Source organism: Cupriavidus sp. SIMBA_020 (genome assembly GCF_046535395.1).
GTDB classification, from domain to species: Bacteria; Pseudomonadota; Gammaproteobacteria; order Burkholderiales; family Burkholderiaceae; genus Cupriavidus; species Cupriavidus campinensis.
Window position 1 is genome coordinate 297,204 of sequence record NZ_JAWRWU010000004.1, and the last position, 22,009, is coordinate 319,212.

At 66.0% G+C, this 22,009-nt stretch carries 22 protein-coding genes; 13 read left to right on the forward strand and 9 right to left on the reverse strand.

Going from position 1 to position 22,009, the window contains the following annotated elements; all coding sequences use genetic code 11:
• The first annotated feature begins 42 nt into the window (after positions 1–42).
• Complete coding sequence (locus SB751_RS10565; RefSeq protein ID WP_092289447.1) at positions 43–669, forward strand: DUF47 domain-containing protein; 627 nt, start codon at positions 43–45, stop codon at positions 667–669.
• Between the two features lie 13 nt (positions 670–682).
• A complete protein-coding gene (locus SB751_RS10570; RefSeq protein WP_144200702.1) occupies positions 683–1,693 on the forward strand; it encodes an inorganic phosphate transporter in 1,011 nt (336 codons plus the stop codon).
• A 66-nt stretch (positions 1,694–1,759) separates the two neighbouring features.
• Here SB751_RS10570 and SB751_RS10575 read toward each other — a convergent pair whose 3' ends face one another.
• The 5 genes from SB751_RS10575 to SB751_RS10595 all read right to left on the reverse strand — a co-directional run bounded on the left by SB751_RS10575 (position 1,760) and on the right by SB751_RS10595 (position 6,209).
• A complete protein-coding gene (locus tag SB751_RS10575) occupies positions 1,760–2,407 on the reverse strand; it encodes a C40 family peptidase (RefSeq protein ID WP_410748016.1) in 648 nt (215 codons plus the stop codon).
• A gap of 71 nt (positions 2,408–2,478) precedes the next feature.
• Positions 2,479–2,961, reverse strand: coding sequence for a hypothetical protein (locus SB751_RS10580; RefSeq protein ID WP_144200698.1), 483 nt, complete (start codon positions 2,959–2,961; stop codon positions 2,479–2,481).
• 176 nt (positions 2,962–3,137) lie between these two features.
• A complete protein-coding gene (locus SB751_RS10585) occupies positions 3,138–4,844 on the reverse strand; it encodes a PhoH family protein (RefSeq protein ID WP_410748017.1) in 1,707 nt (568 codons plus the stop codon).
• 336 nt (positions 4,845–5,180) lie between these two features.
• Positions 5,181–5,642 (reverse strand): peroxiredoxin, encoded by a 462-nt coding sequence (locus tag SB751_RS10590; RefSeq protein WP_144200694.1) that lies wholly within the window; start codon positions 5,640–5,642, stop codon positions 5,181–5,183.
• 177 nt (positions 5,643–5,819) lie between these two features.
• Positions 5,820–6,209: an Mth938-like domain-containing protein gene (locus tag SB751_RS10595; RefSeq protein ID WP_144200692.1), complete on the reverse strand. Its 390-nt coding sequence runs from the start codon at positions 6,207–6,209 to the stop codon at positions 5,820–5,822.
• A gap of 243 nt (positions 6,210–6,452) precedes the next feature.
• On the opposite strand from SB751_RS10595, the gene SB751_RS10600 reads away from it, so the two are divergent.
• The 11 genes from SB751_RS10600 to clpB all read left to right on the forward strand — a co-directional run bounded on the left by SB751_RS10600 (position 6,453) and on the right by clpB (position 19,158).
• Positions 6,453–7,682 carry a pyridoxal phosphate-dependent aminotransferase gene (locus SB751_RS10600; RefSeq protein ID WP_144200690.1) on the forward strand — a complete coding sequence of 410 codons (1,230 nt, stop codon included), beginning with the start codon at positions 6,453–6,455 and terminating at the stop codon, positions 7,680–7,682.
• Between the two features lie 54 nt (positions 7,683–7,736).
• Positions 7,737–9,047, forward strand: a complete 1,311-nt coding sequence (locus tag SB751_RS10605) for a homoserine dehydrogenase (protein WP_092289434.1) — start codon at positions 7,737–7,739, stop codon at positions 9,045–9,047.
• 13 nt (positions 9,048–9,060) lie between these two features.
• Positions 9,061–10,506: a threonine synthase gene (gene thrC / locus SB751_RS10610; RefSeq protein WP_144200688.1), complete on the forward strand. Its 1,446-nt coding sequence runs from the start codon at positions 9,061–9,063 to the stop codon at positions 10,504–10,506.
• Between the two features lie 176 nt (positions 10,507–10,682).
• Positions 10,683–11,891: a gephyrin-like molybdotransferase Glp gene (gene glp, locus SB751_RS10615; RefSeq protein WP_144200907.1), complete on the forward strand. Its 1,209-nt coding sequence runs from the start codon at positions 10,683–10,685 to the stop codon at positions 11,889–11,891.
• An 18-nt stretch (positions 11,892–11,909) separates the two neighbouring features.
• A complete protein-coding gene (gene moaD / locus SB751_RS10620) occupies positions 11,910–12,167 on the forward strand; it encodes a molybdopterin converting factor subunit 1 (RefSeq protein WP_144200686.1) in 258 nt (85 codons plus the stop codon).
• 1 nt (position 12,168) lies between these two features.
• On the forward strand, positions 12,169–12,687 hold the full coding sequence (locus SB751_RS10625) for a molybdenum cofactor biosynthesis protein MoaE (protein ID WP_211943151.1): 519 nt from the start codon (positions 12,169–12,171) through the stop codon (positions 12,685–12,687).
• A complete protein-coding gene (crcB, locus tag SB751_RS10630; protein ID WP_144200682.1) occupies positions 12,688–13,068 on the forward strand; it encodes a fluoride efflux transporter CrcB in 381 nt (126 codons plus the stop codon).
• A 310-nt stretch (positions 13,069–13,378) separates the two neighbouring features.
• Entirely contained in the window at positions 13,379–15,538 is a 2,160-nt protein-coding gene (locus SB751_RS10635; RefSeq protein WP_410748019.1) for a 3-hydroxybutyrate oligomer hydrolase family protein, read from the forward strand.
• Between the two features lie 165 nt (positions 15,539–15,703).
• Positions 15,704–16,186, forward strand: coding sequence for a DUF2778 domain-containing protein (locus tag SB751_RS10640; protein WP_144200678.1), 483 nt, complete (start codon positions 15,704–15,706; stop codon positions 16,184–16,186).
• The gene (locus SB751_RS10645) at positions 16,183–16,473 is read left to right on the forward strand and encodes a hypothetical protein (RefSeq protein ID WP_144200676.1); all 291 of its coding nucleotides are present in this window, start codon (positions 16,183–16,185) and stop codon (positions 16,471–16,473) included. Before SB751_RS10640 ends, SB751_RS10645 begins: the two co-directional genes overlap by 4 nt.
• Before the next feature lie 96 nt (positions 16,474–16,569).
• Positions 16,570–19,158 carry an ATP-dependent chaperone ClpB gene (gene clpB / locus SB751_RS10650; RefSeq protein WP_144200674.1) on the forward strand — a complete coding sequence of 863 codons (2,589 nt, stop codon included), beginning with the start codon at positions 16,570–16,572 and terminating at the stop codon, positions 19,156–19,158.
• 69 nt (positions 19,159–19,227) lie between these two features.
• Here the strand turns inward: clpB and SB751_RS10655 are convergent, their stop codons facing one another.
• The 4 genes from SB751_RS10655 to SB751_RS10670 all read right to left on the reverse strand — a co-directional run bounded on the left by SB751_RS10655 (position 19,228) and on the right by SB751_RS10670 (position 21,947).
• Positions 19,228–19,563, reverse strand: coding sequence for a type II toxin-antitoxin system RelE/ParE family toxin (locus SB751_RS10655; protein WP_144200672.1), 336 nt, complete (start codon positions 19,561–19,563; stop codon positions 19,228–19,230).
• Positions 19,560–19,832 carry a type II toxin-antitoxin system Phd/YefM family antitoxin gene (locus tag SB751_RS10660; RefSeq protein ID WP_092289416.1) on the reverse strand — a complete coding sequence of 91 codons (273 nt, stop codon included), beginning with the start codon at positions 19,830–19,832 and terminating at the stop codon, positions 19,560–19,562. Before SB751_RS10660 ends, SB751_RS10655 begins: the two co-directional genes overlap by 4 nt.
• Before the next feature lie 82 nt (positions 19,833–19,914).
• The gene (locus SB751_RS10665; RefSeq protein WP_211943147.1) at positions 19,915–20,715 is read right to left on the reverse strand and encodes an enoyl-CoA hydratase/isomerase family protein; all 801 of its coding nucleotides are present in this window, start codon (positions 20,713–20,715) and stop codon (positions 19,915–19,917) included.
• A complete protein-coding gene (locus tag SB751_RS10670; RefSeq protein ID WP_144200667.1) occupies positions 20,712–21,947 on the reverse strand; it encodes a CaiB/BaiF CoA transferase family protein in 1,236 nt (411 codons plus the stop codon). The genes SB751_RS10665 and SB751_RS10670 overlap by 4 nt, the downstream gene beginning before the upstream one ends.
• Positions 21,948–22,009 lie beyond the last annotated feature (62 nt).

A 22,009-nucleotide genomic window follows, 5' to 3' on the forward strand; every position in this document is an offset into this window, starting at 1 on the left:
ACACAACCTGACGCGCCAGCGAGCGCGCCACAAGGACATTTCATGTTCGGCCGATTCATGCCCACCGAGGGCAAGTTCTTCGAATACTTCAACCAGCACGCCGATTGCGCGGTGACCGCCGCCCACGAGCTGGAAGCCCTCGTCAACGACCTGCCCAACGCCGAAGCCCATGCCCGGCGCGTGCAGGCCACCGAGAAGAAGGCAGACCGCATCACGCACGACACGATCGATCTGCTGCACAAGACCTTCATCACGCCGCTGGACCGCGACGAGATCCACAAACTCATCACGACCATGGATGACATCCTGGACCTGATGGAAGACGTGGCCGAGACGATCTCGCTCTACGACGTGACCAGCCTGACCGACGAGGCGCGCCGCCTGGCCACGATCTGCGTGCAGTGCTGCGACCAGGTGAAAATCGCTGTGGGGCTGCTCGAGGATATGGGCAATGCCAGCACGATCCTGAAGACCGCGCAGCAGATAGACCAGCTCGAGTCCGAGGCAGACCGCGTGATGCGCTCGGCCATGTCGAAGCTGTTCCGGGAAGAGACCGACGTGAAGCGCCTGATCAAGTTGAAGGCGATTTACGAGCAGTTGGAAACCATTACCGACAAGTGCGAGGACGTGGCCAACATCATCGAAGGCATCGTCCTGGAAAACGCCTGAGGCGCGCACTCGCATGCAAACCATTCAAATGAGCTTGTGGGTGATCGGCCTGCTGGTCGTGCTCGCATTGCTGTTCGACTTCATGAACGGCTTCCACGACGCGGCCAACTCGATCGCCACGGTAGTGTCCACGGGCGTGCTGAAGCCGCACCATGCAGTGGCGATGGCCGCCATGTGCAATGTGGTCGCGATCTTCGTGTTCCACCTGAAGGTGGCGGCCACCGTGGGCACGGGCACGATTGACGTCAACATCGTCGATCACTACGTCATCTTCGGCGCGCTGGTCGGCGCCATCGCGTGGAACGTCATCACGTGGTTCTACGGCATTCCGTCGTCGTCGTCGCACGCGCTGATCGGTGGCCTGGTCGGGGCTGCGGTGGCCAAGGCGGGTACCGGCGCTCTGGTGGGCAACGGCCTGATCAAGACCGTGGCCTTCATCCTGATTTCGCCGCTGCTCGGCTTCTTGCTGGGCTCGCTGATGATGGTGGTGGTGGGCTGGACGTTCTTCCGCACGCCGCCGTCCCGCGTGGACCGCTGGTTCCGCCGTCTGCAGCTGGTGTCGGCGTCGCTCTATAGCCTCGGCCACGGCGGCAATGACGCGCAGAAGACCATCGGTATCATCTGGATGCTGCTGATCGCGAGCGGCCATATCGCCACGGGGGCCTCGGGTCCGCCGACCTGGGTGATCGTGAGCTGCTACGTGGCCATCGGTATGGGCACGCTGTTCGGTGGCTGGCGCATCGTCCGGACCATGGGTCAGAAGATCACCAAGCTGAAGCCGGTTGGCGGCTTCTGCGCGGAGACTGGCGGGGCGATTACGCTGTTCATCGCCTCGGCGCTTGGCGTGCCGGTGTCGACCACGCACACGATTACCGGCGCCATCGTTGGCGTGGGTTCGGCGCAGAAGATGTCGGCCGTTCGCTGGGGTGTGGCGGGTAACATCGTCTGGGCGTGGGTGCTGACCATTCCGGCATCGGCGTTCATGGCCGCCATCGCATGGTGGATCGGGCGACAGATCCTCTGACCGGATCTCGCGGAAACAAGAAAGCCAGGCATCTCGCCTGGCTTTTTTGCGCCTTTTACTAGGCGACTATTGCCGCGCGAAGGCGGCGATGGGGTCGTCGTCTTCCTGCGCGGGCGCAGGGGCGGGCGAGGGGGCCTCCCGCGCGGGCGCCGGCATCATCGGCAAATTACTAGCTGCCACCACCCTGCGGGCGCCGTTGTAACGGGAGGCCCAGTAAGACTTGCCCATGTCCTCGAGCCGCACCGTGCCACCGGTGGCGGGCGCGTGGACGAAGCGGTTCTGGCCGACATAGATGCCCACGTGGGAATTGGCGCGTCCCGTGGTGTTGAAAAACACGAGGTCGCCGGAGGCCACCTGGCTGCGGTCCAGCGACGAGCCGCGCTGGCCCATCTGCTCGGTCGTACGCGGCAAGCTTACGTTGGCGGCGCGCTGCACCACATAGCGGACCAGGCCGCTGCAGTCGAAACCGGAATCGGGGGTGTTGCCACCGTAGCGGTAGGGCGTGCCGACCAGCGACATCGCCTGGATCGAGATTTCCTCAAGTCCGGCGCTCGGGTCGATCATTGGCTTGCCGGGCGCCCGGGGCACGGATGCGCCTTGCCGGGCCGGCGGTCCGCCAGCGCAGGCTGCCAGCAGCAGCGCGGCGGCGCTCACTGCGAGGGCCGCGGTGCGGGAGGCATCGAGAGAGAAAAGGCGAAGCTGGCGCTGCGGCATCCTTCTTTTTGTTTGGTTGCCGGGTCACGCGTCCGCCCGCGGTATAGCGCGGCTAGCGCATCGTTAAAGCATTACCAGCGAAGCTGGGCGTTGCGCGTGCCGGTGCTGATCTTCATGGACTTCGGCTGACCCTTGTAGGTCGCTTCGATATTGTAGCTGCCTTCGGGCGCACGTATCAGGCAGCGGGGGCCGCCAGCCTTGAAATTGGCCACCGGCTGGCCGTCACGTGTCAGCTTGACGTCAACTTCCGACAGATATTCGCCATTCGGGCCCTGCGTGAACAGGATGCCCATGTTGAAGTTCTTTTCCTGCTCGGTCAGTTTGGCGCGCTCGTCCTCGGCCACGCCGCCGCAGACGTAGCTGACGGGGCCCATGGTGCGGATGACCATTTCCTCGGCTGCCTGGGCCGGACGCCAGGTGGCGGCGATGACCAGCGAGGTGCCGATCAGCGTTGCCGCCAGGATGCGGCGTCGCCGCGTGGCGCGCGATTGGCGGGAAAACAGGGTCCGCGGATTGCCGGACAGGTAGGGATTGAACGATTGTGGCTTGTCCATCGACGCCTCCGTATCGACATGAACACCGGACGATCATAGCGCTGCCGCCGCACTTTGGCTGTCAGCCAAAGCCCGACGCGAGATGGCGATATGGCCGGGCATCCACATGGACGCCCGGCGCCGGGTAAAAAAAGGAGACGAACGCCGCCCGGCGGACAATGCCGGGCGGGCGGTACTTAAAGAACGTCCGCCGCGTGGTCGGCCAGGCGCGAGCGTTCGCCGCGTGCCAGCGTGACATGGCCGCTGTGGCTCCAGCCCTTGAAGCGGTCCACCACGTAGGTCAGGCCCGACGAGCCCTCGGTCAGGTACGGTGTGTCGATCTGCGCGATATTGCCCAGGCAGACGATCTTGGTGCCGGGGCCGGCGCGCGTGACCAGCGTCTTCATCTGCTTCGGCGTCAGGTTCTGAGCCTCGTCGATGATGACGAACTTGTTCACGAACGTGCGGCCGCGCATGAAATTCATGCTCTTGACCTTGATGCGCGAGCGGATCAGCTCCTGCGTGGCCGCGCGGCCCCAGTCGCCGGCGGAGTCATCGCTCTTCTGCAGGACTTCGAGGTTGTCGTCGAACGCGCCCATCCAGGGCTGCATTTTCTCTTCCTCGGTGCCCGGCAGGAAGCCAATGTCCTCGCCCACGGGCACGGTGGCGCGGGTGACGATGATCTCGTTGTAGAGCTTCTGGTCCAGCACCTGCTCCAGGCCAGACGCCAGCGCCAGCAGCGTCTTGCCGGTACCGGCCTGACCCAGCAGCGTGACGAAGTCGATGTCCGGGCTCATCAGCAGGTTCAGTGCGAAGTTCTGCTCGCGGTTGCGGGCCACCACGCTCCACACGTTGTTCTTGTTGTGGGTGTAGTCCTTCAGCGTCTGGAGCAGGGCGGTCTTGCCGTTGATTTCCTTGACCTGCGCGTACAGCGGCAGGCTGCCGTCCATCGGCTCCAGGTAGACGAACTGGTTGACCAGGAACGACGGCACCAGCGGCCCGGTCAGGCGGTAGAACATGGCGCCAGACTTCGGGTCCTGCCAGCTTTCCACGCCCTTGCCGTGCTTGGCCCAGAAGTCGTTGGGCAGCTGCATCACGCCCGCGTAGAGCAGGTCCTTGTCTTCCAGGACCTGGTCGTTGAAGTAGTCCTCGGCCGGCAGCCCCAGCGCGCGCGCCTTGATGCGCATGTTGATGTCTTTCGACACCAGCACGACCTGGCGCTCCGGGAACTGCTGCTGCAGCGCGCTGACCACGCCCAGGATCTGGTTGTCGGCCTTGCCCTGCGGCAGGCCCTCGGGCAGCTTGATCTCGTTCAGGCGGGTCTGGAAGAACAGCTTGCCCTGCGCGTCGCGGTTGCCGAGCGTGGACAGCGGCAGCCCGTCGTCGAGCACGCCGTCGGTGCCGGCGACCAGCGAGTCGAGCGTGCGGCTGACCATCCGCGCGTTGCGGGCGACTTCGCTCATGCCCTTCTTGTGGTTGTCCAACTCCTCGAGCGTCATCATCGGCAGATAGATGTCGTGCTCCTCGAAGCGGAACAGCGAGCTCGGGTCGTGCATCAGCACGTTGGTGTCCAGCACGAACAGCTTGCTGGGCCCCTCTGTCTTGCGGGCGCGGCGCGTGGGGCCGGCCGCCGGCTTGACCAGGCTCACGGCCGGCGCGGACGGGGCTGGCGCCGGGGTGTCGGGCGTGCGGGCGCGCGTGGTGCTGCCGGCGCGGCCGCGCGTGGCGGGCGCCTGGAGGTCGCCCGTGTCACCGTTCGGGCCTGACTCGAGCAATGCCTCGCGTTCGAGCGCCGGCACAGGTTTCTTAACCTGCGCGGCTTTGGCCTTGGGCAGTGAGACCGGTGCGAATTCGCTTGGGTCCAGCAGTTGGGCAGGCTTGGCGGGCATGGTAGGCAGCGGCATGCTTGGACATCCTTTCAGGGGGGCGGAAAAGGGCGGGCGGCGGCGCGAAGCGCGCGGCGGGGTGCACACCTTGGTGCATGCCGGGGCGCGACGGCCGCAAACAAAAAAGCCGCCATGCCTGTTGAACAGGTGTGGCGGCTTCTTCGCGGACCCCGGACACGGCAGGTCCGCTACCAGCCCGGGGACTTTCTCTCCTGGGCCGGAACGGTACAACAGCGTGGCAACTGGGATCTGAACGCATTACGGGCCAATGTATCCGAACGTTTTCGGTTTGGCAATGACCCTGCGGACGGAGTGTTGCGCGGTGTTGCAGCCGCGCCAGTGGCGCCTGGCGGACTAGATCTTGCGGATGAGTTCGAGGACTTCGTCCACGTGGTTCGGCACCTTGATGCCGCGCATCTCGTGCCGCAGGATGCCCTTGCCGTCGAGGATGAAAGTGCTGCGCTCGATCCCGCGCACTTCCTTGCCATACATCTTTTTCATCTTGATGACGTCGAACAGGCCGCAGAGCGCCTCGTCGGCGTCCGAGATCAGCTCGAAGGGCAGTTCGAGCTTGGTCTTGAAGTTCTCGTGAGACTTCAGGCTGTCGCGCGAGATGCCGAACACCACGGCGCCGGCCGCCTCGACCTCGGCGTACTGGTCGCGGAAGTTCATCGCTTCGGTGGTGCAGCCCGGCGTGTTGTCCTTCGGGTAGAAGTACAGGACCACGGTCTTGCCGCGCTGGCCGGCAAGATGGAACTCCCCGCCGGTAGCGGGGGCGCGGAAGTCCGGAACGGCCTGGTTGAGACTGACTGTCATGCTGGTGGCTCTCCTGGATGGCGGTGCATCATCGGTGATGGCGGCCCGTTTGTTGTGGGGGTGGACCCGGGCTTGTGCCATGGCGGGTGCAGTTTGGGGCAGTCGGCCAGACTTCAAGCGTGGCGTGCGCTCAACCTCGGCAGGTTGTCGGCCGATATTCGCACCAGGGAGCCGGCTCTAGGCCTCGTCGACCACCGGCTCCACCAGCAGGATCGCCGCCACCTTGCGGCCCTCGGCCATCAGGATATTGTAGGTGCGGCATGCGGCCTGGAGATCCATGGCGTCCACGCCGATGTGGCGGCGGGCCAGCGCGGCGGTCAGGCGCGGGTGAGGAAAACGCAGCTTGTTGCCGGTGCCCAGCAGTACCACCTCTGCCTGTTTATCGAGCAGGACGTCGAAATGGGCCGGTTCCAGGTCCTCGAAGCGGGCCACCGGCCACGGCTCGACCGGGCCTTCCGGCATCACCAGCACGGACTGGTCGTGGCGGACCAGGTTGATTTCGATATACCCGGGACCGTAGCTGGTCACGGTATTGAGATTGTTGGGTTTGTCGGCGTGGAGTTTCAAGTGGGGCTCGCGGTGGCAGGATCGTGCGCCCGGCGCGGGAAAGCGTCGCTGCAATGCAAGAATCCATGCCGAAGTCTGTCATAATCCGATAAATTATAGCTTTTGCCTCCCTGTCTGCCACGCGCCGGGCACATCACCGCGGATGCGCCGCCGTCCGCCCAGACTTGCCAGGACATTCCAGAAGATTCCGAAAATCCGCTGCCACGGAGACCGGCAGCCTGCCCTGACATCGCCAACACCGCCGTGAAACCCATCCAGAAATCGAACAAGCTCCAGAACGTTTGCTATGACATCCGCGGCCCGGTGCTGGAAAAGGCCCGGCAGATGGAGGAGGAAGGGCACAAGATCATCAAGCTGAACATCGGCAACCTGGCCGTGTTCGGTTTCGATGCCCCGGAGGAGATCCAGCAGGACATGATGCGCAACCTGCCCAATTCGGCGGGTTACTCGGATTCCAAGGGCATCTTCGCGGCGCGCAAGGCCATCATGCACTACACCCAGGAGAAGAAGATCCAGGGCGTGGGGCTGGACGACATCTACGTGGGCAACGGCGCCTCGGAGCTGATCGTGATGTCGATGAACGCGCTGCTCAACAGCGGCGACGAGGTCCTGGTGCCGGCGCCGGACTATCCGCTGTGGACCGCCGCCGTGAGCCTGTCCGGCGGCACCCCGGTGCACTATATCTGCGACGAGGCCGACGACTGGATGCCGGACCTCGACGATATCCGCAGGAAGATCACCCCGAACACCAAGGCGATCGTCGTCATCAACCCGAACAACCCCACCGGGGCGCTGTATTCGGACGAGCTGCTGCAGGAGATCGTCGCCATTGCGCGCCAGCACGGCCTGATCATCTTTGCCGACGAGATCTACGACAAGGTGCTGTACGACGGCCATTCGCATACCTCGATCGGCGCGCTGTCCACGGACGTGCTGACGGTGACCTTCAACGGCCTGTCGAAGAACTACCGCTCGTGCGGCTACCGCGCCGGCTGGATGGTGGTGTCGGGCGACAAGCGCCCGGCTCAGGACTATATCGAGGGCCTGAACATGCTGTCCTCGATGCGCCTGTGCGCCAACGTGCCGGGCCAGTGGGCCATCCAGACCGCGCTGGGCGGCTACCAGAGCATCAACGACCTGGTGGCCGAGGGCGGCCGGCTGCGCCGCCAGCGCGACCTGGCCTATGAACTGATCACCCAGATCCCCGGCGTGAGCTGCGTCAAGCCCAAGGCCGCGCTGTACCTGTTCCCGAAGCTCGACCTGTCGATGTACCCGATCCAGGACGACCAGGAATTCATCTACGAACTGCTGCAGGAATCGAAGGTGCTGCTGGTGCAGGGCACCGGCTTCAACTGGGGCGCGCCGGATCACTTCCGGATCGTGTTCCTGCCGCACGAGGAAGACCTGCGCGAGGCCGTGACCCGCGTCGGCCGTTTCCTCGAAACCTATCGAAAACGTCACGGCACGGCCTGAGCCGCCGCGGCGCCCCCGTTCATCCCGCATCAAGCAACCCAGAGTCAGACGTCCATGCAACCCATTAAAGTCGGCCTTCTCGGCATCGGTACCGTTGGTAGCGGCACGTTCAACGTGCTCAAGCGCAATCAGGAAGAAATTCGTCGCCGTGCAGGCCGCGGCATCGAGATTGCGATGGTGGCCGACCTCAATACCGAGCGCGCCCGGGAGCTGACCGGCGGCGAGGTGGAAGTCGTCAGCGATGCCAATGAGGTGGTCACCCGCCCCGAGATCGACATCGTGGTGGAGTTGATCGGCGGCTACGGCATTGCCCGCGAGCTGGTTCTGAAGGCCATCGAAAACGGCAAGCACGTGGTCACCGCCAACAAGGCGCTGCTGGCCGTGCATGGCAACGAGATCTTCGAGGCCGCGCGCCGCAAGGGCGTGATCGTGGCGTTCGAGGCTGCCGTGGCCGGTGGCATCCCCATCATCAAGGCGCTGCGCGAAGGCCTGACCGCGAACCGCATCCAGTGGATCGCCGGCATCATCAACGGCACGACGAACTTCATCCTGTCCGAAATGCGCGACAAGGGCCTGGACTTCGACGTGGTGCTCAAGGAAGCCCAGCAGCTGGGCTATGCCGAGGCCGACCCGACCTTCGACATCGAGGGCATCGACGCCGCCCACAAGGTCACGCTGATGAGCGCCATCGCCTTCGGCATGCCGGTGCAGTTCGACAAGGCCCACGTGGAAGGCATCACCAACCTGTCCGCCATCGACATCAAGTACGCCGAGGAACTGGGCTACCGCATCAAGCTGCTCGGCATCACGCGCCGCCGCGAAGAGGGTGTGGAGCTGCGCGTGCATCCCACGCTGGTGCCGGCGTCCCGCCTGATCGCCAATGTGGAAGGCGCGATGAACGCCGTGCTGGTGCAGGCCGACGCCGTGGGCACCACGCTGTACTACGGCAAGGGCGCCGGCGCCGAGCCGACCGCCTCGGCCGTGATTGCCGATCTGGTGGACGTGACGCGCCTGCATACGGCCGATCCGAACCATCGCGTGCCGCACCTGGCGTTCCAGCCGGACGAGCTGTCCAGCGTGCCGGTGCTGCCGATCGAGGAAGTCACCAGCTCCTACTACCTGCGCATGCGTGTGTCCGACGAGACCGGCGTGCTGGCCGAGATCACGCGCATCCTGGCCGAAGGCGGCATCAGCATCGACGCGATGCTCCAGAAGGAGTCGCGCCAGGGCGAGCCGCAGACCGACATCATCATCCTGACGCACCTCACGCGCGAGAAGCACGTGAACGCCGCCATCCGCGGCATCGAGTCGCTGCCGACGGTGCTGTCCGCCGTGACGCGCCTGCGCATGGAAGAACTGAACTAAGACGCCCTCGCTCATGCAATACCAATCGACGCGCGGCCATGACATGCCGCAATCGTTCTCCGAGATCCTGCTGGGCGGCCTGGCGCCGGACGGCGGGCTCTACCTGCCGAAGCAGTACCCGCAGGTTACGGCCGACGAACTGGAAGCCTGGCGCAAGCTGTCCTACGCCGACCTGGCGTTCGAGGTCCTCTCGCGCTTCTGCGACGACATCCCCGCCGACGACCTGCGCGCGCTGACGCGCAAGACCTACACCGCCGAGGTGTACTGCAACGCACGTCCGGGCGACAACACGGCGGACATTACCCCGCTGCGTACGCTGGGCGAGGAGGGCGGCACGCCGCTGCAACTGCTGGGCCTGTCGAACGGCCCGACGCTGGCCTTCAAGGACATGGCGATGCAGCTGCTCGGCAACCTGTTCGAGTACGCACTGCGCCGCGCCGGCCTGAAGCTGAACATCCTCGGGGCAACCTCCGGCGACACCGGCAGCGCGGCCGAGTACGCGATGCGCGGCAAGGATGGCATCCGCGTGTTCATGCTGAGCCCGCACCGCAAGATGAGCGCGTTCCAGACCGCGCAGATGTTCAGCCTGCAGGACCCGAACATCTTCAACCTGGCCATCGAAGGCGTGTTCGACGACGCCCAGGACATCGTCAAGGCGGTGTCGAACGACCACGCTTTCAAGGCGCGCCAGTCCATCGGCACGGTCAATTCGATCAACTGGGCGCGCGTGGTGGCCCAGGTGGTCTACTACTTCAAGGGCTGGCTGCTGGCCACCGATGGCCCCGGCCAGAAGGTGTCGTTCTGCGTGCCGTCGGGCAACTTCGGCAATGTCTGCGCCGGCCATATCGCGCGCATGATGGGCCTGCCGATCGACAAGCTCGTGGTTGCTACCAACGAGAACGACGTGCTGGACGAGTTTTTCCGCACCGGCACCTACCGCGTGCGGACCTCGGCGCAGACGTACCACACGTCGAGCCCGAGCATGGACATCTCCAAGGCCTCGAACTTCGAGCGCTTCGTGTTCGACCTGCTCGGCCAGGACGGCGACAAGCTCGCCGACCTGTTCCGCGACGTGGACACCAAGGGTGGTTTCGACCTCTCCGGCACGCCGGAATTCGACCGCATTCGCCAGTTCGGCTTTGTCTCGGGCCGCAGCACGCATGAGGACCGCCTGGCCACGATCCGCGACGTGCACGCGCGTTACGGCGTGACCATCGACACCCATACCGCCGATGGCGTGAAGGTGGCGCGTGAGTACCTGACGCCGGGCGTGCCGATGGTCGTGCTGGAAACGGCACTGCCGGCCAAGTTCGCCGACACGATCCGCGAGGCGCTGGGCCATGAGCCCGAGCGGCCCGCCGCGTTCGATGGCATCGAGGCGCTGCCGCAGCGTTTCGAGGTGATGCCGGCGGACGCCGCGCAGGTCAAGGCGTACATCGCCCGCCACACCGGGCTGTAAGCGACACCACCGCGGCGACCGACCGGCACTCAACTCGCTACAATCGGGTTTGCCGGGCCCGCTGCCACGGCCCCCAGGCTTCGCGCCGGGGGCTGTTTTTCATGGGCCAACCTGATTCCAGCCACGCTCACATGACTCAAGCCCCCACCCAAACTGCTGCGGCCAACCGTCCGCCGATGCTGACCATGGCCGAGGCGCTCGTGGCCCTGATGGCCGGCGTGCGTCCGCTGACGGCCACCGAGACCGTCGACACGCTCGACGCCAACGGCCGCGTGCTGGCCGCGCCCGTGACCAGCACGCTGCGCGTGCCGCCCGCCGACAATACCTCGATGGATGGCTACGTGATGCGCGCCGCCGACGTGCCCGCGCCGGGCACGCGCCTGCCGGTCTCGCAGCGGATTCCGGCCGGCCACGTGGGCACGGCGCTGGCCGCCGGCACTGCCGCGCGGATCTTCACGGGCGGCCTGATCCCGCCTGGCGCTGATGCCGTGGTCATGCAGGAGCAGTGCGTGGCCGATGGCGACGCGGTCGTCGTCAATCATGTGCCGGCTTCGGGCGAATGGATTCGCCGCGCAGGCGAGGACATCGAGGCCGGCGCGGAAATCCTGCCGGCCGGCACGCGGCTGACGCCGCAGGCGCTGGGACTGGCGGCCTCGGTGGGACAGGCGAGGCTGGACGTGGTGCGCCGCGTGCGCGTGGCCGTGTTCTTTACCGGCGACGAACTGGCGATGCCCGGCGAGCCGCTCAAGCCGGGCGCCATCTATAACTCCAACCGCTTCACGCTGCGCGGCCTGCTCGAAAACCTGGGCTGCGAAGTGTCCGACTTCGGCATCGTGCCGGACACGCTGGCCGCCACGCGTGACACCCTGCGCCGCGCCGCCGAAGGGTGTGATCTGATCATCACCTCGGGTGGCGTCTCGGTGGGTGAGGAAGACCATATCCGGCCGGCCGTGCAGGCCGAAGGGCGGCTGGACCTCTGGCAGATCGCCATCAAGCCCGGCAAGCCGCTGGCCTTCGGCCAGGTGGCGAATGGCTCGGACAGCCCGGCGCACTTCCTTGGCCTGCCCGGCAACCCGGTGTCGAGTTTCGTCACCTTCCTGCTGTTCGTGCGGCCGTTCATCCTGCGTCTGCAAGGCGTGGCCGATGTGACGCCGCGCCGCCTGCCGCTGCGTGCCGATTTCGATCTGGCGCGTGGCGACCGCCGCAACGAATTCCTGCGCGCGCGCCTCAACGACGCGGGCGGCCTCGACCTGTTCCCGAACCAGAGTTCGGGCGTGCTGACGTCTACGGTCTGGGGCGACGGGCTGATCGACAACCCGCCCAACCAGACCATTCGCCGCGGCGACACCGTGCAATTCATCCCGTTCGACGGCCTGCTGGGCTGACGCGCGGACCCAACCATCATGCAAATCGAACTCCGATACTTCGCCAGCGTGCGCGAGCAGGTGGGGCAGGGCGCCGAGCGCGCCGAGGTGCCCGCCAGCGTACGCACCGTGGGCGACCTGCGCGGCTGGCTGCGCGAGCGCGGCGGCCACTGGGCCGAGGCGCTGGCCGAGGGCCGCGCCCTGCGCATGGCCGTGGACCACGCCGTGGCCCGCGCCGACACCCCGCTGGCCGAGGGCTGCGAAGTGGCGTTCTTCCCGCCCGTGACCGGAGGCTGAGATGAGCGCACGCGTGCAGCACGACGATTTCGACCTCGGCGCGGAAGTGGCGGCGCTGCGGGCCAGCAATCCCGGCGTGGGCGCCGTGGCCAGCTTTATCGGCACCGTGCGCGATGTCACGCATGGTACGGCGGTCCGCACGATGGAGCTCGAGCACTATCCAGGCATGACCGAGAAGTCGCTGGAGCGCATCGAAGCCGCCGCGCGCGCGCGCTGGCCGCTGCTTGGCGTGACCATCGTCCATCGCGTGGGGCTGTTGCAGCCGCTGGACCAGATCGTGCTGGTGGCGGTGGCCTCCGCGCACCGGGGCGATGCCTTCGCCGCGTGCGAGTTCATCATGGACTACCTGAAGTCCGAGGCGCCGTTCTGGAAGAAGGAAGAAACGCCCGAGGGCGCGCGCTGGGTCGATGCGCGGGTCTCGGACGATGCGGCGCTGCGCCGCTGGGGCATCGAATCGTTCAACGCCGAATCATCGAGCAACACGTCGAACAACACGTCGAACAATAACAAGGAAGGCTGAATGGGTCCGCTTGGATTTGTGGCGGTGGGCGCCGGCGCCGCCGTGGGCGCCTGGCTGCGCTGGGGATTTTCCGTATGCTGGAACGCGGCCAACCCGGCGTTGCCGTACGGCACGCTGGCCGCCAACCTGGTGGGCGGCTATCTGGTCGGCATCGCCGTGGCGTTCTTCCAGTCGCACCCGGGCCTCTCGCCCGAATGGCGGCTGCTGGCCGTCACCGGCTTCCTCGGCGGCCTGACTACGTTTTCGACGTTCTCGAGCGAGGTGGTCGGCAACCTGATGGCCGGCGACTATCGCTGGGCGCTGGCCCACGTGGTGGTGCACCTGGGCGGCTCGCTGGTGCTCACGGCCCTCGGCATCTGGACCTGGCGCGCGCTCGCCTGAGCGTTTTCCCTTTTCCGTCAAGCACTTGGCCGGCCCGATGCCTGTGTACCGGGTCGCACATACAGGTTCCGGTAGTGGCGCTATAGCTGGCAGTCGACTGACTGCCGGCTCGCATCCCACCACCTGAACCGTCTACTATGTCCCGGGAGGGACGCATACGGCGCTCCGCCCGGGCGTGTTCCCCATCGCGCCCCGTCGCGCCTCATCGCCCCTCGTCGTATTGCATTTGCGGTTTGCAGTTTGCGGTTCGTTGGTCTTGTTTCTGTTTTACCGATCCGGCCCCGCCGGCATACATAACAGGAGACACCCCATGACGCACAGCCTTGCAACGCGCGCAGGAAAACTACTAGTCGATCCACGATGCCAGACCGCCATCGCCGCCGCCGTGGCGGTGCTGCTGATTGGCGCCTGCGGCGGCGGGGATGACAATAACAACGGCGGGGGCGGCGGCGGCCCCACGACGCAGAACCCGAACAACCGGCCGACTTTCGTGGTGGGCACCATCGGCGTGCAGAACTACGACGGCAATACCGACGACCTGCTGACTGCCGGACTCGGCAAGGACGGCCTGATCGCCACGGCCACCGCGCCGGTGCCGGCCGATCCCGCCGCGCCCACGGCGGCCGAGCTGCGCCGCATCGCCATCTTCAATAACTACCGCGCCATCGTCGATACCAACCCGCTGGGTGGCTACGGCTCGCTGTACGGGCCGAACGTGGATGCCCAGGGCAACGTCACGGCCAGCCAGGGCAAGGTGCCCGGTACCGAGTACATCGCCTTTGCCGACGATGGCACCGGCCAGCAGAACGTGACGGTCATGGCGCAGATCCCGACCAATTTCGACCCCGCCAATCCGTGCCTGATCTCGGCCACCTCGTCGGGCTCGCGCGGCATCTACGGCGGGATTTCGGTCGGCGAATGGGGCCTCAAGCGTGGCTGTGCCGTGGCCTACACCGACAAGGGCACCGGCGCGGCGCCGCACGACCTCGACTCGGACACCGTGCCGCTGATCAACGGCACCCGCCAGGCCCGTACCGGCGCCGGCAAGCTGGCCCAGTTCGCGGCGCAGCCGGGCGCGCAGACGCTGGCGGACTTCACCACCGCCAATCCGCATCGGCTGGCCTACAAGCATGCCCACTCGAAGCAGAATCCGGAAGCCAACTGGGGGCTGAACACGCTCCAGGCCATCGAGTTCGCCATGTGGGCGATCAACGATAAATTCGGCACCGTGGGGTCCGACGGGGTGCGGCAGGCCTCCATCGGCAAGGACAAGATCCTGGTGATCGCCTCGGCCGTCTCCAACGGCGGCGGCGCGGCCATCGCGGCAGCGGAGCAGGATACGAACGGCCTGATCGACGGCGTGGCCGTGGGCGAGCCGAACGTGAACATGCCCGCCGTGCCGGCCATTACCGTGAAGCGGGGCGGGGTGACGGTGGGGTCATCCGGGCGGCATCTGTATGACTACACCACCACGGCGAATCTGTTCTCGCTCTGCGCGGGCACGGCGTCGCTGCCGGCACCGTTCACCTCGGTGACGGTCATCCAGGGCGCCAATCGCTGCGGCTCGCTGGTCGGCAACGGGCTACTCACGGGCGCGTCGCTGACTGACCAGTCGACCGATGCCTTCACACGCCTGCACGCCGCCGGCTGGGAGCCAGAATCCGATGTGCTGCATGCATCGCTTTCATCGCTCGAAGTGGCCAGCTCGATCTCGGTGACGTACGCGAACTCCTACTCGCGTGCCAGCGTGACCGACAAGCTGTGCGACTACACCTTCGCCTCGCCGGGCGGCGCTACCGGCACCCCGGTGACCATCCCGCCAAACATATTGGCCCTGACGTTCTCCACCGGCAACGGCGTGCCGCCTAGCACCGGCGTGACGCTGATGAACGAGAAAGCCCAGGGTGGCCCCGCCCGCGACTTCCTTTCGATCAACAGTGTCGGCGGCGCACAGGACGCCAACCTGCCCGGCGCCAACTGCCTGCGCGACCTGCTGACCAACAGCGCAGCACTCCAGGCGGGCATCGGCCAGACCCTGCGCACCGGCAACCTGCGCGGCAAGCCGGCGATGATCGTGCATGGCCGCAGCGACGGCCTGCTGCCGGTCAACCACACCTCGCGGCCCTACCTGGGGCTGAACAAGGTGGCGGAAGGCACGGCCAGCAAGCTCTCTTATATAGAGGTGACCAACGGCCAGCATTTCGACGCCTTCATCGACGTGCTGCCCGGCTACGCCAACACCTTCATCCCGCTGCACGTGTACCTGAACCGGGCGCTTGACGCCGTGTACGCCAACCTCCGCAGCGGCACCGCGCTGCCGCCGTCGCAGGTGGTGCGCACCACGCCGCGCGGAGGCTCCGCCGCACCGGCACCCCAGATCCTGCCCTCGAACGTCCCCCCGATCGCCGCCACCCCGGCGGCGGGCGATGTGATTTCGGTGAGTGGATCGACGGTGAACGTGCCGAACTAGTCGGGCAGGTGCGTTAAACGCCACGTTTCCCGTCGAGAGACCCCACATCTCGACGGGAGCGTTCTGACCCCAGTCAGTTTGATGACCGCTTTCGAACAATTCCTATTGGGCCTGGCGCGCCCCTAAGCCAATCTCGATGCTCCTTTCACGAAGGAGCATCGAGTCATGATCGATTTGACGTTTAATCTCAACGACCGGCCCATGAGTCGGCTTCGGGCCGGCGTACTCGATGTGCCGGCATTCTCGGGACGAGATGGGGACATCAATAGTTATCTTGCCGCCTGTCGCAAGAACTCCGGTCCGATCACGCCTGGCACTTATTACGTGTTAGACCGGCCCTCCGGCGGGCGTTTGAGATGGTTTCGGGAGCAAAATCCGTTTTCGACCGACAGGCGCAGGTGGTTCGCCCTCTTCGCCGCGGATGGAAGAGTGGACGATGTCTCGCGATTCTGTGCCGAAGTGGAGCGCGGGGAGTTTCGCCTCCACCCTAACGGTTCGCAAGGCATCAGTGAAGGTTGCATTGCTGTCAACAGCCACACCGACTTTGACCGCCTGAGGGCTTTGCTCAAAGCATCGACTGTCGGCCGGATTCCCAACACGGATGTTGCCTGCTACGGCAGACTCACGGTCAAGAGGTCCACGCCGTGACGGCGGTCTTAAAGGCACTTGTCAAAGTCGTGTTGCTGGCCGCGTGGCTTGTGCTTTTTCCTCTGTACCTGACTGCCAAGTGGCTGGATTACTCGGAGGTCATTTCTATTCCTCCGTGGCTCGGACAGTGGTTGTTCGACCATTACCGGCGTTTCGATCCCGCTGAGGACGGATACAACTTCGAAGCGTTGTTGTATTGGCTTCCCTCGTTTGTGACGACGCTGGTGGTCACTGCGGTCGCCATATGGCTTTGGCGCCGCCGCTCGAAATCTGCCCGTCAGCCTTGAAATGTCAAGTCACAGCCCTATCTTTCCGAAGTAACGTGTCCGGGCCGGGCCACCCCGCGCAACAGGACACACTTTCCTAGAGAGAGAGGGATCCGAATGCGACTCGATAAATTCACCACCCGGTTCCAGGAGGCGCTTGCTGATGCGCAGAGCCTGGCGCTGGGGCATGACAACCAGTACATCGAACCGGTGCACCTGCTGCGCGCGCTGCTGGCGCAGAACGATGGCGCCGCGCGCACGCTGCTGGCGCGCGCCGGCGTGAACGTCAGCGGCCTGCAGACCGCGCTGGACGCCGCCATCAAGCGGCTGCCGCAGGTGCAGGGCACCAACGAGGTCCAGGTGGGCCGCGACCTCAACAACCTGCTCAACGCCACCGAGAAGGAAGCCATCAAGCGCAATGACCAGTTCATTGCCAGCGAGCTGTTCCTGCTCGCCGTGGCTGACGACAAGGGCGAGGGCGGTCGCATTGCGCGCGAGCATGGGCTGTCGCGCAAGTCGCTCGAGGCAGCCATCCAGGCCGTGCGGGGCGGCGACACGGTGCAGAGTGCCGATGCCGAATCGCAGCGCGAGGCGCTCAAGAAATACACCGTCGACCTGACCGAGCGCGCCCGTGCGGGCAAGCTCGACCCGGTGATCGGCCGTGACGACGAAATCCGCCGCTCCATCCAGATCCTGCAGCGCCGTACCAAGAACAATCCGGTGCTGATCGGCGAGCCGGGCGTGGGCAAGACCGCCATCGTCGAAGGGCTGGCCCAGCGCATCGTCAACGGCGAGGTGCCCGAGACGCTCAAGAACAAGCGCGTGCTGGTGCTCGACATGGCCGGTCTGCTGGCCGGCGCCAAGTATCGCGGCGAGTTCGAGGAACGGCTCAAGGCCGTGCTGAACGACGTGGCCAAGGACGAAGGCCAGACCATCGTCTTCATCGACGAAATCCACACCATGGTCGGCGCGGGCAAGGCCGAGGGCGCCATCGATGCCGGCAACATGCTCAAGCCGGCGCTGGCGCGCGGCGAGCTGCACTGCATCGGCGCGACCACGCTCAATGAGTACCGCAAGTACATCGAGAAGGACGCCGCACTGGAGCGCCGCTTCCAGAAGGTGCTGGTGGAAGAGCCGAGCGTGGAGGCGACCATCGCCATCCTGCGCGGCCTGCAGGAAAAGTACGAACTGCACCACGGCGTGGAGATCACCGACCCGGCCATCGTCGCGGCGGCGGAACTCTCGCACCGCTACATCACGGACCGCTTCCTGCCGGACAAGGCCATCGACCTGATCGACGAGGCCGGCGCGCGCATCAAGATGGAAATCGACTCCAAGCCGGAGGCGATGGACAAGCTCGAGCGCCGCACGATCCAGCTCAAGATCGAGCGCGAGGCCGTGAAGAAGGAGAGCGACGAGGCGTCGCGCAAGCGGCTGGAGCTGATCGAACAGGAAATCGAGCGGCTTGGGAAGGAATATGCCGACCTGGACGAGATCTGGCGCGCCGAGAAGGGCGCTGCCCAGGGCGCGGCTGCGCTGAAGGAAGAGATCGAGAAGATCAAGCTCGAGATCACCCGGCTGCAGCGCGAGGGCAAGCTGGACAAGGTGGCGGAGCTTCAGTACGGCAAGCTGCCGGAACTGGAAGGCAAGCTGCAGGCGGCGACCAAGGCCGAGGCCAGCGAGCAGAAGCAGCCGAACAAGCTGCTGCGCACGCAGGTGGGCGCCGAGGAAATCGCCGAGGTGGTCAGCCGCGCCACCGGAATTCCGGTCGCCAAGATGATGCAGGGCGAGCGCGACAAGCTGCTGAAGATGGAAGACCGGCTCCACGCCCGCGTAGTGGGCCAGGACGAGGCCGTGCGGCTGGTGTCCGACGCCATCCGCCGCTCGCGCGCCGGCCTGGCGGACGAGAACAAGCCCTATGGCTCGTTCCTGTTCCTGGGGCCGACCGGCGTGGGCAAGACCGAGCTGTGCAAGGCGCTGGCCGAGTTCCTGTTCGACTCGGAGGATCACCTGATCCGCATCGACATGAGCGAGTTCATGGAGAAGCACAGCGTGAGCCGGCTGATCGGCGCGCCCCCGGGCTACGTGGGCTACGAGGAGGGCGGCTACCTGACCGAGGCGGTGCGTCGCAAGCCGTACGCCGTGATCCTGCTCGATGAAGTGGAGAAGGCGCACCCGGACGTGTTCAACGTGCTGCTGCAGGTGCTGGACGATGGTCGCCTGACCGATGGCCAGGGCCGCACGGTCGATTTCAAGAACACGGTGATCGTGATGACCAGCAACCTGGGCTCGCACCTGATCCAGTCGATGTCCGGCGAGCCGCAGGACGTGGTGAAGGGCGCGGTCTGGCAGGAGGTGCGCACGCATTTCCGGCCCGAGTTCCTGAACCGGATCGACGAGGTGGTGGTGTTCCACTCGCTGGACCAGCAGCACATCGAGTCCATCGCCCGCATCCAGCTGCAACGGCTGCAGGCGCGTCTGGCACGCATGGACATGACGCTGGACGTGACCGAGGCGGCGCTGGAGAAGATTGCCAGCGCAGGCTACGACCCGGTGTTCGGCGCCCGGCCGCTGAAGCGCGCGATCCAGCAGCAGATCGAGAACCCGGTGGCCCGCGCCATCCTCGAAGGCAAGTTCGCCGCCAAGGACGTGGTGCCGGTGGACTACGAAGACGGCGCGTTCACATTTGGGAAGATGGTGGACTGAGCGGCTGGCTAATCTGCCGGTACAAGAAAACGGCCCGGAGGGGGATACCCTCCGGGCCGTTTTTCGCATCTAGTTGCCTTCTGGAGTTGCTCGCAGGAGCCTGCGGGAAAGGAGGGTGCGCATGTCGCGGCGCGTGTCGCAGACGATGTGGATGTACAGGACGTCAGCCCTGACCTCGTAGAGGATCCGGTTCATGCCCGAGATGACCTGTCGGTACTGCCGGAGGCCGAGGTCTGCCAGTTCGTCGGGGATGGCACCGCCTTCCGGAAAGGCCTGGATCGTGCGCACCGAGTCCTTGATGCCCTGCAAGGTTTCCTGCCAACTTGCCTTGCCGAAGCGCCGGACGATGTAGCGGCGCAGTTCGTGCAAATCCTCTTCTGCCGCTGCAAGGAAGACGGCCCTCACGCGTCGTCGTCCTTATCTAGGTCGGCGAAGACGTCCTCCACATCACGAAAACGCCCGCGCTCGATGTCGCGGGCGCCCATCGCCAGCAGCTTCAGCAGGGCGAGGGTTTCTTCCTGTTCCTCGAACGTGCGCACATCCATGACCACGAGCTTGGCCTCGCCGTTTTGGGTGATCAGCATCGGCTCGCGCGACGCCGAGATGTCCTTGACGATCTCGGCGGCGTGGCTCTTGAGGTAACTGATGGGTTTGACCTGGGTGGAGAATTTCACGGCTTGGCTCCCTCGGTCCATGGTGGATGGGGTCCAAATATAGACCAAATATGGTCTTGTCCGCAAGTCTCCCCGCCTGGAGTCAGCTTCCCCGCCACACCGGCGACCGCTTGGCCACGAACGCATCCACCCCTTCCCGGAAATCCTCGCTCCCATAGCATTGCCGGACCAGGTCGTCGGTGTTCGCCACGGCGGCCACGGTCTGGCGGCGCAGGGCTTCCTTGACCACGGTCTGGGTGACGGGGGCAAGGGCGCCGAGGCGGTCGCACAGGGCGGCCACTTCGGCCTCCAGCGCTTCAGGCGTGTGCACGCCTTCGAGGAATCCGCAGGCCAGGGCGGCGTCCGCGTCGAGGATCTGGGCCAGCAACAGCATGCGGCGCACCGGTTGCAGGCCCCAGGCGGCGCGCAGCCGGGTGAGGTTCAGCGCCGACAGCGTGTTGCCAAGCGTGCGGGCGATCGGCACGCCGAAGCGGGCCTTGGGCGTGGCGAGGCGGAAGTCGCAGGCCGTGGCGATGGCGAGCCCGCCGCCGACCGCCCAGCCTTCGATCACCGCCACGGTAGGCATCGGCAGCTGCTCGACCAGCCGGATGCCTTCGTCGATGCGTGACTCGTAATCCACGCCATCGTCGCCACTGGAAAACTGCTGGAACTGGGCGATGTCGGTGCCGGCCACGAAGGCCTCGCCGCCGGCGCCGCGCAGCACCACCACGCGGGCGCCGGCCGTGCCCTGCGCGGCCAGCGTGCGGCAGTGCCCGGCCAACTGCTCGTACATCGCCCAGGTCATCGCGTTGCGCGCGGCGGGGCGGTCGAAGGTGAGCGTGGCGATGCCGCCCGCCACCGTCAGCGTGACCTGCCCCTCCGGGGAGGGCAGCGGGGCGCTCATGATCCGAACGCGCCGGCCGTCGCCAGCGACTCTTGTTTGTCCTGCGAGAGGCCCAGCTCGGCCAGGATTTCCGCGGTGTGCTGGCCCAGCAGCGGCGGCGGGCGCCGCACCTGCTGGGGCGTGCCGCCCATCTTCACCGCGAAGCCGATATTGGGCACCTTGCCCTCGATCGGATGGTCGATCTCGATGCGCATCTGGCGATGCTTGCCGTGCTCGCTGTCGAACGCTTGCGGGTAGGTCAGGATCGGCCCGGCCGGGATGCCCACGGCGAGCAGCCGCTCGATCCATTCATCGCAACTCGCCTTGGCGAAGCTCTGCTCCAGCTCGGCGATCAGCGCCGGCCGGTTGGCCAGCCGCAGCGACACGCTGGCGAAGCGCTCGTCCTTGAGCAGGTCATGCCGGTCCAGCGTCTGGCACAGCAACTGCCACAGCTTCTGGTTGGTGGCGCCCATCACGAAGTAGCCGTCGGCGGCCTTCATGGCCTGGTAGGGCGCGCTCATGCGGTTGGCCGTGCCCAGCGGCTCGGGCTCGCGCCCCGTGCCCCAGTACTCGCAGGTGTCCCACACCGAGAACGCCAGCGCGGAGTCGAACAGCGACGCATCCACGTACTGCCCCTTGCCCGTCTGCTTGGCGCCGATATAGGCCGCCAGCATGCCGTAAGTGGCGAAAAGCGCACAGCCGATATCGGCGACCGGCACGCCAGCCTTCACGGGCGCGCCGCCGGGGTAGCCGGTCACGCTCATCACGCCCGACATGGCCTGCGCCATCAGGTCGAAGCCCGGCCGGTTGGCCCACGGCCCGCTCTGGCCGAAGCCCGAAATGCTCACGTACACCAGCTTCGGATTGATCTTGGCCAGCGTCTCATAGTCGATGCCAAGCCGCTTCATCACGCCGGGCCGGTAGTTCTCGACCAGGATGTCGGCGGTTTCCGCCAGCCGGTAGAGCACCTCGCGGCCGGAATCGGTCTTGAGGTCCAGCGTGACGCTGCGCTTGTTCCGGTTCATGTTAAGGAAGCCCATGCTGTCCGGCCCCTTCATCTTGAAACCCATGGCGCCGCGCGTCTGGTCGCCGCCATCGGGCGGTTCGATCTTGATCACGTCGGCGCCGAGGTCGGCCAGCAGCATGCAGGCGTAGGGGCCGGCCATGACCTGGCTCACGTCGAGCACACGCACGCCGGCCAGCGGCAGGGGGGTGGCAGGCGCCGCGGCGCCAGCTTGGCTGAGATCTGTCATCGGGTGAATCCTGAATTCGTGGAGAGGGGGGCGAGGGTGGCGCGCGCGGGCGCGCCGTCTCG